Genomic DNA, 13268 nt, shown 5'->3' with positions numbered 1-13268 from the left:
TGTGGTCAGCCCCTTTGTTAATGGTGTGCCTTTGCCGTTGTGATGCTTTGATCTGCCCGATACCAAAGCCACAAGTCATTTATGATGGAGGCAAGCTCGGCTATTTCACTATTCAGTTGACAGGAACGGGCAAAATTACTTTCATTAGAAAGCTCAGCCTGTTTATGATTTATTTCTTTCTCCAGGTCAATAATCCGGTCTGGAATCGCGCCGCGGATTTTTTCCCACTCAAACAGTATCTCTTCTTGTGCTTCCTTGCTATAGTCATCCCAATCCAATACTAAATCAGGGGTAAAAATTCCCAGCCGTTGGTCAAAAGTAAAATGTTCTTTCATGACAGCCTCCAAGGGGTAAGTTACTTTTATTGTACTATAGAATTTATATCTGGTCTTTAAGAATTGCCCAGCTTCAGCGCCCTTGCGCTTTTCTTACTATACAATGGCAATTTATTCACGACAAGTATTTGAACCTTTCAAAAAAGCACGAATCCTTTTTTTTTGGACCCGTGCTTTGAATAAGCGTAATCTATGAAAAGTCTTTTTCTGTACGAACTACGAGCACATCACAAGGGGAATAGCGGACAATATGCTCTGATACACTTCCGATAAAGAATCTTTCTACCACGTTCATGCCGGTTGCCCCGCAAATAATTAAATCGCTGTGATGTTTTTTGGCCAAATCTCTTGGGATTTTGATTTTTGGAGAGCCAAATTCAATTTCGTATTGCACATTTGATATTCCTGACTCAATCGCTTGGTTGACGTATCCTTCCAGCATTTCTTTTGCGAGCTTTTCAGCCCGGTCCCCAATCACGGTGTCATATGCTTCTATTAATGCGAAGGATCGTGTATCAATGACATGCACTAACAGCATCTTGGCGTTGTTTCTCTTGGTGATCTCGACTGCTTTCTTAAAAGCCCAATCTGCTTCCTTTGAACCATCAATAGCGACTAAAATATTTTGATATTGAAGTCCCATGATTATCATCTCCTCACCCTGATTATACAATATTTAACAGTGTATGGTTGTTGCAATTTTTCGAACAATAAAGGGGTAAGCAGAGATTAAAAAGGAGAATGATATGGTGAATAATTCGAAAGTGAAGTATACGTTTGATTTTGATGAAAGGGGAACAAAAGAGGTAAGTGACCAGATCATGAATTCTTATAACAGCGGGTCCATAGAGGATCATGCGGATTTTGCAAATGATCAGTCTGGCCGTGCTGATATTCCTAATGCTAATGGTTGATGTTTTGATCGTGATGGACTGTCATTTCGGGCAGTCCTTTTCTTATTTTGTGGGAGAAATCTTTGTTTCTAGGGCATTTACCCAAGAGTTTATTTTCGGGATTACATATTCTTTAGTGTAAGTTATCTTTTTCGAGGAGGTAAAGATATGAATAATATGTATATGAACCCAGGTTATCTGCCCTATGATCAAACAATCCAATATGCTGATAATGATTACAGGTTATGGGGATATGGTGGTTTTGGATTCCGTCCGTGGGGCTTTGGATGGGGATACCGTCCTTGGGGATTCGGGTTTCCTCCATTTGGAGTCGGTTTTGGCTTTCCGTTCTTCATTTAAATAAGCGGTAAGACAAAAGGGAGGGCCACTATGAATTCAGAATTGCAAATGATGCAGGGTGCTCCTGTCATCTATCCGGAGATTTATGCCTTGGATCCGAATGACGCAAGACTTCATCACGGTTTTGGACATTTTGGAGGTTTTGGCCGCCCATGGGGGTGGGGTTTCCGTCCGTGGGGCTTTGGCTTTCCGTTCTTGACAGGTTTAGCTGCAGGTGCTCTTTTGTCGCCATTCTCTTATGGATTTGGTTATCCGTATTATGGATACCCATATGGAGGATTTTGGTGATCTAGAATGAAAAAGTCTTGCCGTGCATAATGGCAAGGCTTTTTTAGTTTGTAACTCTATGGCGTAAATGCAAAATAATGCCCGTTTATTCCTATTATAAAAGGTAAAATGAGAGCAATAAAAAACCAAAAACCAGCCCATTGAAAGGAGCTGGCTTTAATAATTGGTTATATACAGCCGCATTTGCCGTAATTAATATAAGAAAGTTTTAAACCACCACTCCTCAAAGTGGGTGTTCGCAGAAGCTCTCTTGCATGTCCTCCATGTCGTATAGACAGAGGCCTGTCATTCCTGCTTCAATTAAAACTCCCTTTTACAGTCTAAAGGTTAAAACTTTATTATGGTTTACGTACAACGCAGCTTGTAGATATATATTACCTTATAACGGCCAATAGTTCAATGTGAATTATTTCCTGTTTAATGCTTAATGATCTGCAGTTCTTTTGGATATTTAGTCAGGGCGGCAGCGCCATCTGCTGTTATTAAAACATCATCCTCAATCCGCACCCCTGCAACATTAGGGACATAAATGCCTGGTTCAATAGTAAAAACCATCCCTGTTTCCATCACAAGTGGATTTGTTTCGGTTAAGGAAGGGTACTCATGGATACTGATTCCCAAACCATGGCCCAGCCGATGCGGGAAATACTCGCCGTATCCGGCATCCGCAATCACTTTGCGTGCGGTAAGGTCAATATCAGCAGCAGTAACACCAGGCTTGCTGGCCTCTAATGCGGCTAATTGGGCTCTTAAAACAGTATCATAGATTTCTTTCTGCTTGTCATTAATATCTCCAAAAGCCACCGTTCTGGTGATATCGGAGCAATAACGGTCGACAACGACACCTAAGTCGAATAACACTAAATCGCCTTTTTGGATTCTAGTCGTGCCAGGATTGCCATGCGGCGAGGCAGCGTTTGCGCCGGTCAGCACCATTGTGGAAAAAGACATTTCTGTGATCCCTTTTTGTTTAAGGGCATACTCGAGGGCATTGAGGACCTCCAGCTCTGTTTTGCCTTCCTTTAATTCGCTCGCACCGAATTCAATGGCATAATCCGCCATGGCAGCAGCTTCTTTTATGGCTGCTATTTCTTTTTCATCCTTAATCATCCGAAGAAGTCTTAATTTTTCCTCTGCGGAAACAAAAGCGGCCTTGGGGAATAGGTTTAACAGCTGTTCGTATCGTTCCACATTCATGTGCTCTTTTTCAATGGCTGCTTTAGAAACGGCTGATAATCGTTGCTGGATGGCTTTCGCGACTATGTCCCACGGGTTATCGATATCGCTGTAGCCGATGATTTCTTGTTCCCAGCCGGAATTTCTTGCATCATGCACCTCCATGGACGGCACCATTAAAAATGGCTCTTTCTCCTGGAACACAGCTAAGGCCAGCAATCTTTCATGCGGGTCGGTAAAGTATCCGGTTAAATAAAAAACATTTTCTGAAGAGGTAAGAAAACATACTTCTATTTCATTTTCCCTCATCCAGGTTTGCAGCATTTTTAAGCGCTGGTTCATTTTTCTTCCTCCTAAATATCAATCTCTTAATTGAGAGTAGCAGTATTAAGGATTGATGTAAACTATCTGATATTATCATGTGCTAAAATATAAATGTTATGGGCATAATTGGGAAGGAAATCCTAAGTTTTTATGGAAATAGTTAGGTGGATTCTGATGAAAGGGGATAGTAAAATGCAAGTTTCATATCATGGACATTCGGTAGTTCAAATCAAATCCAATGGAAAAACCATTTTTATCGATCCATTTATTACAGGTAATGGATTAACAGATTTAAAAGCAGAGGATGTTCATCCCGATGTGATTATTTTAACTCATGGCCATGGGGACCATGTAGGTGATACGGTTGAATTAGCCAAGCAGAACGATTCACTTGTCATTGCTAATGCGGATCTATGCGACTTTTTAAGCTTTAAAGGGGTCAAAACGCATGCCATGCATATCGGGGGCTCCTATCAATTTGAGTTTGGGCGGGTAAAATTGACCCAAGCCTTCCATGGCTCAGGCTATGTGGATGAAGCCAATAAGCAAATTATTTATTGCGGCATGCCTGCTGGAATCTTGTTTATGAATGAAGGAAAAACGATTTATCATGCTGGAGACACAGGGCTTTTCTCAGATATGAAATTGATAGGTGAACGCCACCCGATTGATTTGGCATTCTTGCCAATTGGCGATAACTTTACAATGGGTCCTGAAGATGCAGCTTACGCAGCTAAACTATTGCAGGCAAAAATAACCGTCCCCATCCATTACAATACCTTCCCGCCAATTAAGCAGGATCCATACCGATTTGTGGCCATGCTGGAAGCCAATAATGGCAAGGTTTTAGAACCTGGCGAGAGTATTGAACTATAATTTTTCCAATTAACCATGCTTTTTTTCTCCCTTATTGCATAAAAATGAAACAAGCAGGTTCATAAGGGAGGAAAATGAGTTGAAAAGGAATAGATATTTGCTTTGTCTTTTACTTTGCGGTTATTTGCTCTACACGGCTGTGCCAAGGTTATCGGTGACGGCAGAAGGGCTGCAGGGGGCATTTTCAATAACCTGGCTTGCCTTTGCGCTGGTTGTGGCCGCAGGAAATCTAACGGCATGGCTGTATTCCCCTAAGCGGAGAATCCAGAAGCAGGGACCGGAAAAGGCAAGAAAAAGAGCCCGTTCGTTCTACTAAAATCGCTGCGATATGTGAGAAACTGCATTGAATCAAGGCTTTCAACACTTTATAATGAAACTAAGGTCCAATCTTAGGGTGGAAAGATTGGAAGTCAACATATAAAGGGTGAAGGTCTTGGCTACGAAACATGAACAGATTTTGCAATATATTGACAGCTTGCCGATTGGTGAAAAAATATCGGTCAGGCAAATCGCCAAGGCGATGAATGTAAGTGAAGGCACGGCCTATCGGGCTATTAAAGAAGCCGAAAATAAAGGCTATGTCAGCACGATTGAAAGGGTAGGAACCATTCGGATTGAACGCAAGAAAAAAGAAAACATAGAAAAGCTTACGTTTGCAGAAGTGGTCAATATTGTCGATGGCCAGGTTTTAGGAGGAAGAACAGGACTTCATAAAACCTTAAATAAATTTGTCATTGGTGCGATGAAATTAGAGGCGATGATGCGTTATACAGACGCAGGCAGCTTGCTCATTGTGGGGAACAGGACGCAGGCGCATGAACTTGCCCTAAAGGCCGGTGCGGCTGTTCTCATTACTGGAGGCTTTGATACAGAAGACCAAGTAAAAAAATTGGCTGACCAGTTAGAGCTGCCGATCATCTCCTCAAGTTATGATACGTTCACTGTTGCAACAATGATTAACCGGGCAATTTATGACCAATTAATTAAAAAGGAAATCATCTTGGTGGAAGATATTTTGACGCCCATTCAAGAGACCTTTTACTTGAAAACAATTGATAAAGTATCGAAATGGCATGAATTTAATGCCCAAACGGGCCACAGCCGTTATCCGGTGGTAGATCATAACATGAAAATCCAAGGGATCGTGACAAGTAAGGATGTCCTGGGACAGGATCCTGATATATCGATTGATAAGATTATGACCAAGCAGCCGATGACCGTGACAGGAAAAACAAGTGTTGCCTCGACAGCCCATATGATGGTTTGGGAAGGAATTGAAGTGCTTCCCGTCGCAGATGATTCTAATCGGTTAGAGGGGCTCATTAGCCGCCAGGATGTTTTAAAAGCGCTGCAAATGAACCAAAGGCAGCCTCAGGTGGGCGAAACTTTAGATGATATTGTGACCAATCAAATGGCCTTAATTCAAGGAAAGCCAAAAGGCGAGGATGTATTTACCCTGGAAGTCTCCCCGCAAATGACCAATCATTTAGGGACGATTTCGTATGGGGTATTTACTACGATTGTCTCAGAGGCCGCAAACCGGGTTCTGAGAAGCTATAAAAAGGGCGACTTAGTAGTAGAAAGCATGTCGATCTATTTTATCAAGCCGGTCCAGATGGAAACGACGATTGAAATTGTACCGAGAATTCTTGAAGTGGGCCGGAAATTCGGAAAAGTCGATGTAGAAGTATTTAATGATGGTGTGCTCGTTGGAAAAGCGATGATGACCTGCCAGCTGATTGACCGGTCGTAAACGGACAGCTTGCTTTCCAAAGATTGCTGCTCAATAGCCAAAAGCCGCTTCCCATTTAGGAGAAGCGGCTGCACTATTTATGCTGTGGTTTTCTTATGAAGAGACTTCATCGGCCATTTTGGCTTCTTCTATTGCAAAGGGGTGGTAATGTTTATATTTTTTTACGCCTGCCCAGCTGAAATAGGCGCCATAAAGGATGAAAATGGCAGCGACAAGGTAGCTGACAGCTGATTCCGAAATAAACAGCAAATGGTTGATGCCAAATAAGCAGACAAAAAGACCTAAAGCGATATTGGATTTAGCTGATAGCCATTTCTTTTCGACCGGGCGGTTGCTTCGGAAGTATTTGGTTTTATAAAATAAATAGAAAGCAAAGGAAAAAGCGATCAGTAATACGAATACAAACATGGTCCGTTCCTCCAAGTTTTGAAAATCATATTTATTGTATCGTTAATGGCAGGAAAATGCCAGAATAGCTGCTAAAAATGTGTGGGAAAAGGAGTATCTATGAAAGAGAAAATTTTGGAAACCATCGAACAATATGAAACCATTATCATTCATCGTCATGTTCGGCCAGACCCGGATGCATACGGTTCACAAGGAGGGCTGGCTGCTATTTTGCAGGCGTCCTACCCTGGCAAAAAAATATATGCAGTCGGGCTGGAGGAGCCGACGCTTAACTATTTGCGCAGACTTGACTCCATACCAGATGAGACCTATAGAGGGGCATTGGTCATCATTTGTGATACTGCCAACGAAGAAAGGATCTGCGATAAGCGGTACTCTTTGGGAGATAAGGTAATTAAAATCGACCATCATCCGAATGAAGACCCATATGGTGATTTATTATGGGTAGATACAAATGCAAGCTCCTGCAGTGAAATGATTTATGAGTTTTATTTATTTGGCAGGGAAAACGGCCTAAAACTTAATGATGAAGGCGCCAGGCTGTTATTTGCGGGGATTGTCGGAGATACGGGGAGATTTATTTATCCGAGCACTACCGAAAAAACATTTGCTTATGCCGGAGAGCTGATTCATTACAATTTTTCCCGAACAGAGCTTTTTGACAAAATGTATGAATTGGAACCAAACATCGTGAAGCTAAACGGATATATTTTGCAAAATTTTGAATGGCAATCCAATGGCGTGGCTTGTGTGAAGCTGACGAAAGAGCTGTTGAACGAATACAAGGCCAAGCCATCCGAGGCATCCCTGCTTGTCAGTACTTTGGGAGATGTGAAAGGGATTAAAGCCTGGGTATTTTTCATTGAGGAAGCGGACCAAATTAGAGTCCGGCTTCGTTCCAAGGGACCCGTCATCAATGGTGTCGCCAGAAAATTCAACGGCGGCGGCCATCCGCTTGCAGCAGGGGCATCCATTTACTCATGGGATCAAACGGCTGAGGTGATAAATGAGTTAATGGAGGTATGCAAATAAGCCTTTGTGAGTGAATCGGGACGGCCAAGGAAATTGGGCCGTTCCTATTCATCGAACTCCAGCTCCAAATCGATGGAAAGCGTAGTATAAATCACCATTTCTGTTACCTTAAGCCTGTATCTTTTGGCGTTCAATTTTACCGGTTCATTTTCAATAATCTTTTTGATTAATTCCTTGCTCTTGGCAACGGTCTCTAAGTCTTTGGCCAGGACCATTTTAATGTCATCCCGTACAGCTTCCTCGGTCTGGAAAATGCTCAAATCATCCAGCTTATATCGATCCCCGTTGGTAATCTTGATGTTAATCTTTTGGACAGTGATTTTCTCTAAATTTTGTTTATTTAACTCTTCATAATCTGCTTGCCAAATTTTTATATCATTCTTTAGTTCCTCGATATCATTTTGTTGTTTTTGAATTAACTTGGAGCTCTCCTCCTGCCAAACTCCAAAAATATATAAAAAAATGCACCAGCTGATAGCACCGCCAATTCCCATTCCAGCAAAAAAACGCTGCCAGGATGGCTTCCGATAATAAGGAGGGATCCTCATGATGAGATTTGCTCCTGAGTCAGCCAGTTAATGATAAGTGCGCCAGTTTGGGCGCCGCCTAAGGCAGAAAGTATGATTAACAATTGTTTAAACAAATCTTTAGTATCTCCATTAAATAACCCGCGTTCAAACGTGTAAACCGCATCGAATGTGCCGCCGATCGCGGCAACAATTCCCCAAATCCGTAACGCGGACGATAGCCGATAGACGGTAGTTAAAGGAGGCTGTCCTGTTAAAAAGGAGGCAATTCCTCCAATTAAAGAGCCGCCAAGCACAACGCCAAGTGCGATAAAATAGCTTTCGATAAATGCTGGAAAAAAGCCGATTTCTTTCATCCGTTCCCACCGCCCTTTGTGGTAAATCCTCTCTTTATCATATATATGGACAAGTCAAGCAAATTATGATTTAGCAGATTGAAATGGCCGGCATCCTCAATTTTCTGCTGCCTCAAAAAATGAGAACATATTTTCTTTTTTTTATGTAATGTTTATAATAAGACTATAGAATGAGTAAGTAAGGGTGTGACAAAGATGTCTTTTATTCACCTGCATGTTTATAGCGCGTATAGTTTGCTCACAAGTACCGCTTCGGTTCCTAAATTAGTAGAAAGTGCCCGAAGCAAAGGGTTTCAGGCTCTTGCTTTGACGGATAGGAATGTCATGTACGGGGCGATTGAGTTTTATAAATTATGTAAGCAAAATAAGATCAAACCGATAATCGGATTAACGGCAGATGTAGAAAGTATTTGTACAGAAAATGAAGCTTTTCCATTAGTGCTGCTGGCCGAAAATAACGAAGGCTTTAAAAATTTAATCAAAATATCGAGCACTCTGCAAACGAAAGCGGAGAATGGAATTCCAATCAGATGGCTGAAGCACTATTCAGAAGGAGTAATCGCTCTTTCCCCTGGTGCAGAGGGGGAAATTGAGCAGGCGCTCCTAAAAAATGATAGGAATGCAGCTGAACAAATTGTAAAGGAATTTTCCACTATCTTTGGTCAAGGGAATTTTTACTTATCTCTGCAAAACCATAAACTAGCAACAGAGGAAGCTATTAAAAATCAGCTGATTCAACTTTCGCAACAAATGCAGATTCCCCTTGCTGCTACAAATCGCGTCCATTATTTAGAAAAAGAAGATACCTTTGCCCATGAATGCCTGCTTGCCATTAAAAATGGCGATAAGCTTCAGGATGAGCATAGAGAGAAACTGGGGAGCGATGAGTTTTATTTAAAATCGGCGGGGGAAATGGCTGAGGACTTTTCTGATATGCCAGAAGTGTTAGAGAATACTCTGCTGATTGGGGAACGCTGCAACGTCAACATCGACTTGGGCAAAACCTTTTTGCCTTCGTTTCCAACGGAAAATCATATTCCATCAGATGTTTATTTAGAGAGGTTATGCAAACAAGGACTAGAAGAACGATTTTCCTCATCACCGCCCAGTGAATATTATGAACGGTTAAACTTCGAACTAGATGTCATCAAACGCATGAAATTCAGTGACTATTTTTTAATTGTTTGGGATTTTATGAGATATGCCCGCGAAAAAGGAATTTTAACAGGACCGGGAAGGGGGTCTGCCGCCGGTTCTCTTGTGGCATATGTACTTTATATAACGGACGTAGACCCCATCCAGCATCATCTCTTATTTGAACGGTTCTTAAATCCTGAGCGTATATCGATGCCGGATATTGATATTGATTTCCCAGATAACCGCAGGGATGAGGTTATTGAATATGTTGCCAAAAAATACGGGGAGCTTCACGTCGCTCAAATTGTTACCTTTGGAACACTTGCCTCAAGAGCTGCATTGCGGGATGTAGGCAGGGCGTTCGGTTTGAATACGAAAGAACTGGATTATATGGCAAGGCTGGTACCGCAGCGGATCGGAGGAACATTAGCAGACGCCTATAAAGAATCAGAGGGGCTGCGAAAGTTTATTCAGGAATCTCCGCTGCATCGCAGGCTGTTTGACACCGCGCAAAAGTTAGAGGGGCTGCCGCGCCATACATCAACTCATGCCGCAGGAGTGGTTTTCAGTGAGATGCCTCTAACAGAATTAGTTCCCATCCAGCAGGGCTCTGGTCATGTATACTTGACCCAATATTCCATGGAGCACTTAGAAGAGCTTGGGCTGCTGAAAATGGATTTTCTGGGACTTAGGAATTTAACGCTTCTTGATTCGATTCTATCCTCCATTTATTTTCATACACGCCAAAAACTTGACCTAAGGTCGATCCCCCTTGATGATGAAAAAACCTTTGAACTTTTGGCAAGAGGGGAAACGACAGGGATTTTCCAGCTGGAATCAGAAGGAATGCGTAAAGTCTTAACAAGACTGAAACCGTCCCGATTTGAAGATATCGTTGCGGTTAATGCCTTATATCGTCCCGGACCAATGGAAAATATCCCGCTGTTTATTGACCGAAAGCATGGCAGACAAGAGGTTGCCTATCCGCATCCTGATCTTGAGCCCATCCTGGAGAATACGTATGGGGTTATTGTTTACCAAGAACAAATCATGCAGATCGCTTCCAAAATGGCCGGATTTTCCCTTGGAGAAGCCGATTTATTGCGGCGGGCTGTCGGAAAAAAACAAAAAGAGGTGCTTGACCGCGAGCGGGCTCATTTTATCCAAGGGGCTCTAAAAAAGGGATACAGCGAGTCATTGGCCAATGAAATTTATGATTTAATTGTCCGTTTTGCTAATTACGGTTTTAATCGAAGCCACGCGGTAGCCTATAGTATGATTGCCTGTCAACTGGCCTATTTAAAAGCCAATTATCCAGTCTTTTTTATGGCTGGCCTGCTGACATCTGCAATCGGCAATGAAGCGAAGATTGCCCAATATGTAATGGAAGCAAAACAAAAAGGGATTTCCGTTTTGCCTCCGTCTATCAACTCCAGCCACTACTTTTTTCAAGCTGAAAAGGGCAAAATTCGATACAGCCTTGCAGCTATTAAGGGGGTAGGGATCGCTGCCTTAAAAGAAATTCTTCAGGCAAGGAAAGTTAAGGAGTTTACTGACCTGTTTGATTTTTGCATAAGGGTTTCCCTGAAAGCCATTAATCGAAAAACTTTGGAAAGTCTAGTCCATTCGGGAAGCTTTGATGAATTTGGGCAGGATCGTGCTGTCCTTTTGGCTAGCTTGGATGTGGCGATTGAGCATGCACAAATATTTAAACCGGCAAACGATGACCAAATTGATCTATTTGAACAAGAATTAATTCCAAAGCCGAAATATGTTCAAGTGGATCCGATTAGCCAGGCCCATAAGCTAACATTTGAGAAAGAGGCATTAGGAATCTATCTTTCGGACCATCCGATTTCGATTTACGAAAAATCCCTTAATCAAACTGGTGCCAAAGTCTTATTTGAATTGACTGCAAAAGCTCCCCGAATTGCAGCAGGGGTTTATATTTCATCCAAGAAAGTGATCCGTACGAAAAAAGGTGAATCAATGGCCTTTTTAACGGTAAGTGACGCAAGCGGAGAAATGGAAACTGTAGCCTTTCCGGAAGCTTATCGAAGGTTTTCCGCACTGCTGCAGGAGGGGAATTTTGCTGTGCTGGAAGGAAAGATAGAGGAACGGGAAGGCCGGCTGCAAATGATCATTCAGCAGGCTTATGAAATAGGCCAATGGATTCAGTCGAAAACGGTCCGAAAGTCCGTTCTGTATTTAAAAATTGGCGAAGACAAGCAAGATGAAAATTTGTTTAACCAAATCAATCAATTATTAGAGCAAAATAGAGGAAAATCTAAAGTGGTTTTATATTACGAGGCTGCGAAGAAAACTGCGGCATTGCCTGACGACAAAAATGTCAATCCAACTGCTAATTTACTCAATGATTTAAAGAGATTGCTTGGTTCGGAAAGTGTGGTTTTAAAAGAATAAATCTTTACAACGAATCAAGATATGTTATAGTTGAAAAGAGACATGCGTGGTCTGACCACTAATTGAGGGGAATAATTGGAATTGGAAAGGTGTATCATTTTTTGGTAGGGATAGAGGGGTGACATTTCTTGACTTTAAGAGAAGAAGCATTACACATGCATCGAATTAATAAGGGAAAGTTAGAGTCAAAATCTAAGGTGCCAGTCAGAAACGCACATGATTTAAGTTTAGCGTATTCACCTGGTGTGGCAGAGCCATGTAAGGATATCTATGAAAAACCAGAAACTGTTTATGATTACACCATGAAAGGCAATATGGTTGCTGTTGTTTCAGATGGTACAGCTGTATTAGGGCTGGGAAATATAGGTCCTGAGGCAGCTCTGCCGGTTATGGAGGGCAAAGCCGTTTTATTTAAGAGCTTTGCAGGTGTAGATGCATTTCCAATATGCTTAAATACATCAGATGTTGACAAAATTATTGAGACTGTTAAACTGTTGGAGCCAACCTTTGGCGGTGTCAATCTTGAGGATATTGCAGCACCTAATTGCTTTGTAATAGAAGAAAGACTGAAGAAAGAGACCAATATCCCAATTTTTCATGATGATCAGCATGGAACTGCTATTGTTACAGTGGCAGGCTTGGTGAATGCCTTAAAGCTAATCGGGAAAAAAATGACAGAAATTAAAGTGGTGGCCAGCGGTGCAGGTGCAGCGGGCATTGCCATCATTAAATTATTATACCACTACGGCGTAAGAGATATTATCATGTGCGACACCAAAGGGGCCATTTATGAAGGACGGCCTCACGGAATGAATGCCGTGAAAGCAGAAGTAGCGAAGTTCACCAATCGGGATAACCTTTCTGGCAGTCTGGAAGATGTCATTAAAGGGGCGGATGTTTTTATCGGTGTATCTGTGGCAGGAGCTTTAACAAAAGAAATGGTGGCATCCATGAATTCTGATGCGATTATCTTTGCCATGGCCAATCCAGTGCCGGAAATAATGCCTGACGAGGCGAAAGAGGCTGGAGCCCGTGTGATCGGAACAGGCCGTTCTGATTTTCCTAATCAGGTAAATAATGTTTTGGCCTTTCCTGGTATCTTCCGTGGAGCTCTTGATGTAAGGGCCACACATATCAATGAAGCAATGAAAATTGCAGCGGTGCACGCTATTGCAAACTTAATCAGTGAAGACGAACTCAATCCAGATTATGTCATTCCCGGTCCATTTGACCCGCGAGTTGCACCGAATGTGGCGGCTGCAGTAGCCAAAGCAGCAATGGAAACTGGTGTAGCCCGGATTAAGGTAGACCCTGAGGAAGTCAAAGAAAAAACCAAGAGACTCGCTCTTATAGGAAAAAGTGAGTGATATCATAAGTGT

The 13268-nt window shown here is 42.2% G+C and carries 15 protein-coding genes and 1 other RNA gene; 9 read left to right on the top strand and 7 right to left on the bottom strand.

The annotated features are described in order from the left end of the window. Window positions 1-17: 17 nt before the first annotated feature. Window positions 18-335, bottom strand: a complete 318-nt coding sequence (locus NFS43_RS03685; protein ID WP_251549582.1) for a DUF4391 domain-containing protein — start codon at window positions 333-335, stop codon at window positions 18-20. A 190-nt stretch (window positions 336-525) separates the two neighbouring features. After that, entirely contained in the window at window positions 526-978 is a 453-nt protein-coding gene (locus NFS43_RS03680) for a universal stress protein (protein ID WP_251549580.1), read from the bottom strand. A 106-nt stretch (window positions 979-1084) separates the two neighbouring features. Here NFS43_RS03680 and NFS43_RS03675 point away from each other — a divergent pair, with 106 nt between their 5' ends. The 3 genes from NFS43_RS03675 to NFS43_RS03665 all read left to right on the top strand — a co-directional run bounded on the left by NFS43_RS03675 (window position 1085) and on the right by NFS43_RS03665 (window position 1876). Next, window positions 1085-1249: a hypothetical protein gene (locus NFS43_RS03675; protein WP_251549578.1), complete on the top strand. Its 165-nt coding sequence runs from the start codon at window positions 1085-1087 to the stop codon at window positions 1247-1249. A 147-nt stretch (window positions 1250-1396) separates the two neighbouring features. Further along, window positions 1397-1588, top strand: coding sequence for a hypothetical protein (locus tag NFS43_RS03670; RefSeq protein ID WP_251549576.1), 192 nt, complete (start codon window positions 1397-1399; stop codon window positions 1586-1588). Window positions 1589-1618: 30 nt separating this feature from the next. After that, complete coding sequence (locus NFS43_RS03665) at window positions 1619-1876, top strand: hypothetical protein (protein ID WP_251549574.1); 258 nt, start codon at window positions 1619-1621, stop codon at window positions 1874-1876. Between the two features lie 171 nt (window positions 1877-2047). Here NFS43_RS03665 and ssrS read toward each other — a convergent pair. Further along, window positions 2048-2242: non-coding RNA, 6S RNA (gene ssrS / locus NFS43_RS03660), on the bottom strand. A gap of 51 nt (window positions 2243-2293) precedes the next feature. Continuing rightward, window positions 2294-3394: a M24 family metallopeptidase gene (locus NFS43_RS03655; protein WP_251549572.1), complete on the bottom strand. Its 1101-nt coding sequence runs from the start codon at window positions 3392-3394 to the stop codon at window positions 2294-2296. A 174-nt stretch (window positions 3395-3568) separates the two neighbouring features. On the opposite strand from NFS43_RS03655, the gene NFS43_RS03650 reads away from it, so the two are divergent. The 3 genes from NFS43_RS03650 to NFS43_RS03640 all read left to right on the top strand — a co-directional run bounded on the left by NFS43_RS03650 (window position 3569) and on the right by NFS43_RS03640 (window position 6005). Then, a complete protein-coding gene (locus tag NFS43_RS03650) occupies window positions 3569-4252 on the top strand; it encodes a metal-dependent hydrolase (RefSeq protein ID WP_251549570.1) in 684 nt (227 codons plus the stop codon). A gap of 79 nt (window positions 4253-4331) precedes the next feature. After that, a complete protein-coding gene (locus tag NFS43_RS03645; protein ID WP_251549568.1) occupies window positions 4332-4568 on the top strand; it encodes a hypothetical protein in 237 nt (78 codons plus the stop codon). A 117-nt stretch (window positions 4569-4685) separates the two neighbouring features. Further along, window positions 4686-6005 (top strand): CBS domain-containing protein, encoded by a 1320-nt coding sequence (locus tag NFS43_RS03640; RefSeq protein WP_251549567.1) that lies wholly within the window; start codon window positions 4686-4688, stop codon window positions 6003-6005. Between the two features lie 93 nt (window positions 6006-6098). Here NFS43_RS03640 and NFS43_RS03635 read toward each other — a convergent pair whose 3' ends face one another. After that, window positions 6099-6413: a YtpI family protein gene (locus NFS43_RS03635; protein ID WP_251549565.1), complete on the bottom strand. Its 315-nt coding sequence runs from the start codon at window positions 6411-6413 to the stop codon at window positions 6099-6101. A 99-nt stretch (window positions 6414-6512) separates the two neighbouring features. Here NFS43_RS03635 and NFS43_RS03630 point away from each other — a divergent pair, with 99 nt between their 5' ends. After that, complete coding sequence (locus NFS43_RS03630; protein ID WP_251549563.1) at window positions 6513-7445, top strand: DHH family phosphoesterase; 933 nt, start codon at window positions 6513-6515, stop codon at window positions 7443-7445. A gap of 44 nt (window positions 7446-7489) precedes the next feature. Here NFS43_RS03630 and ytrI read toward each other — a convergent pair whose 3' ends face one another. Continuing rightward, window positions 7490-7993: a sporulation membrane protein YtrI gene (gene ytrI, locus NFS43_RS03625; protein ID WP_251549561.1), complete on the bottom strand. Its 504-nt coding sequence runs from the start codon at window positions 7991-7993 to the stop codon at window positions 7490-7492. After that, a complete protein-coding gene (gene ytrH / locus NFS43_RS03620) occupies window positions 7990-8328 on the bottom strand; it encodes a sporulation membrane protein YtrH (protein ID WP_251549559.1) in 339 nt (112 codons plus the stop codon). Before ytrH ends, ytrI begins: the two co-directional genes overlap by 4 nt. 195 nt (window positions 8329-8523) lie before the next feature. Between ytrH and dnaE the strand changes: the two genes are divergently transcribed. Together dnaE and ystJ are read left to right on the top strand one after the other, a co-directional pair. After that, on the top strand, window positions 8524-11889 hold the full coding sequence (gene dnaE, locus NFS43_RS03615) for a DNA polymerase III subunit alpha (protein ID WP_251549557.1): 3366 nt from the start codon (window positions 8524-8526) through the stop codon (window positions 11887-11889). 128 nt (window positions 11890-12017) lie between these two features. Further along, complete coding sequence (gene ystJ / locus NFS43_RS03610) at window positions 12018-13256, top strand: NADP-dependent malic enzyme (protein ID WP_251549555.1); 1239 nt, start codon at window positions 12018-12020, stop codon at window positions 13254-13256. Window positions 13257-13268 lie beyond the last annotated feature (12 nt).

Source organism: Neobacillus muris (assembly GCF_943193175.1).
Classification (GTDB): domain Bacteria; phylum Bacillota; class Bacilli; order Bacillales; family Cytobacillaceae; genus Neobacillus; species Neobacillus muris.
The sequence above is the reverse complement of the archived record's forward strand: the minus strand, read 5'-3'. Positions and strand labels throughout refer to the sequence as shown.

Excerpts from the sequence above, each read along its gene's own strand:
- NFS43_RS03685 (WP_251549582.1), bottom strand. The coding sequence starts at position 335 with ATGAAAGAACATTTTACTTTTGACCAACGGCTGGGAATTTTTACCCCT.
- NFS43_RS03680 (WP_251549580.1), bottom strand. The coding sequence starts at position 978 with ATGGGACTTCAATATCAAAATATTTTAGTCGCTATTGATGGTTCAAAG.
- NFS43_RS03670 (WP_251549576.1), top strand. The coding sequence starts at position 1,397 with ATGAATAATATGTATATGAACCCAGGTTATCTGCCCTATGATCAAACA.
- NFS43_RS03665 (WP_251549574.1), top strand. The coding sequence starts at position 1,619 with ATGAATTCAGAATTGCAAATGATGCAGGGTGCTCCTGTCATCTATCCG.
- NFS43_RS03655 (WP_251549572.1), bottom strand. The coding sequence starts at position 3,394 with ATGAACCAGCGCTTAAAAATGCTGCAAACCTGGATGAGGGAAAATGAA.
- NFS43_RS03650 (WP_251549570.1), top strand. The coding sequence starts at position 3,569 with ATGCAAGTTTCATATCATGGACATTCGGTAGTTCAAATCAAATCCAAT.
- NFS43_RS03635 (WP_251549565.1), bottom strand. The coding sequence starts at position 6,413 with ATGTTTGTATTCGTATTACTGATCGCTTTTTCCTTTGCTTTCTATTTA.
- NFS43_RS03630 (WP_251549563.1), top strand. The coding sequence starts at position 6,513 with ATGAAAGAGAAAATTTTGGAAACCATCGAACAATATGAAACCATTATC.
- ytrI (WP_251549561.1), bottom strand. The coding sequence starts at position 7,993 with ATGAGGATCCCTCCTTATTATCGGAAGCCATCCTGGCAGCGTTTTTTT.
- ytrH (WP_251549559.1), bottom strand. The coding sequence starts at position 8,328 with ATGAAAGAAATCGGCTTTTTTCCAGCATTTATCGAAAGCTATTTTATC.
- dnaE (WP_251549557.1), top strand. The coding sequence starts at position 8,524 with ATGTCTTTTATTCACCTGCATGTTTATAGCGCGTATAGTTTGCTCACA.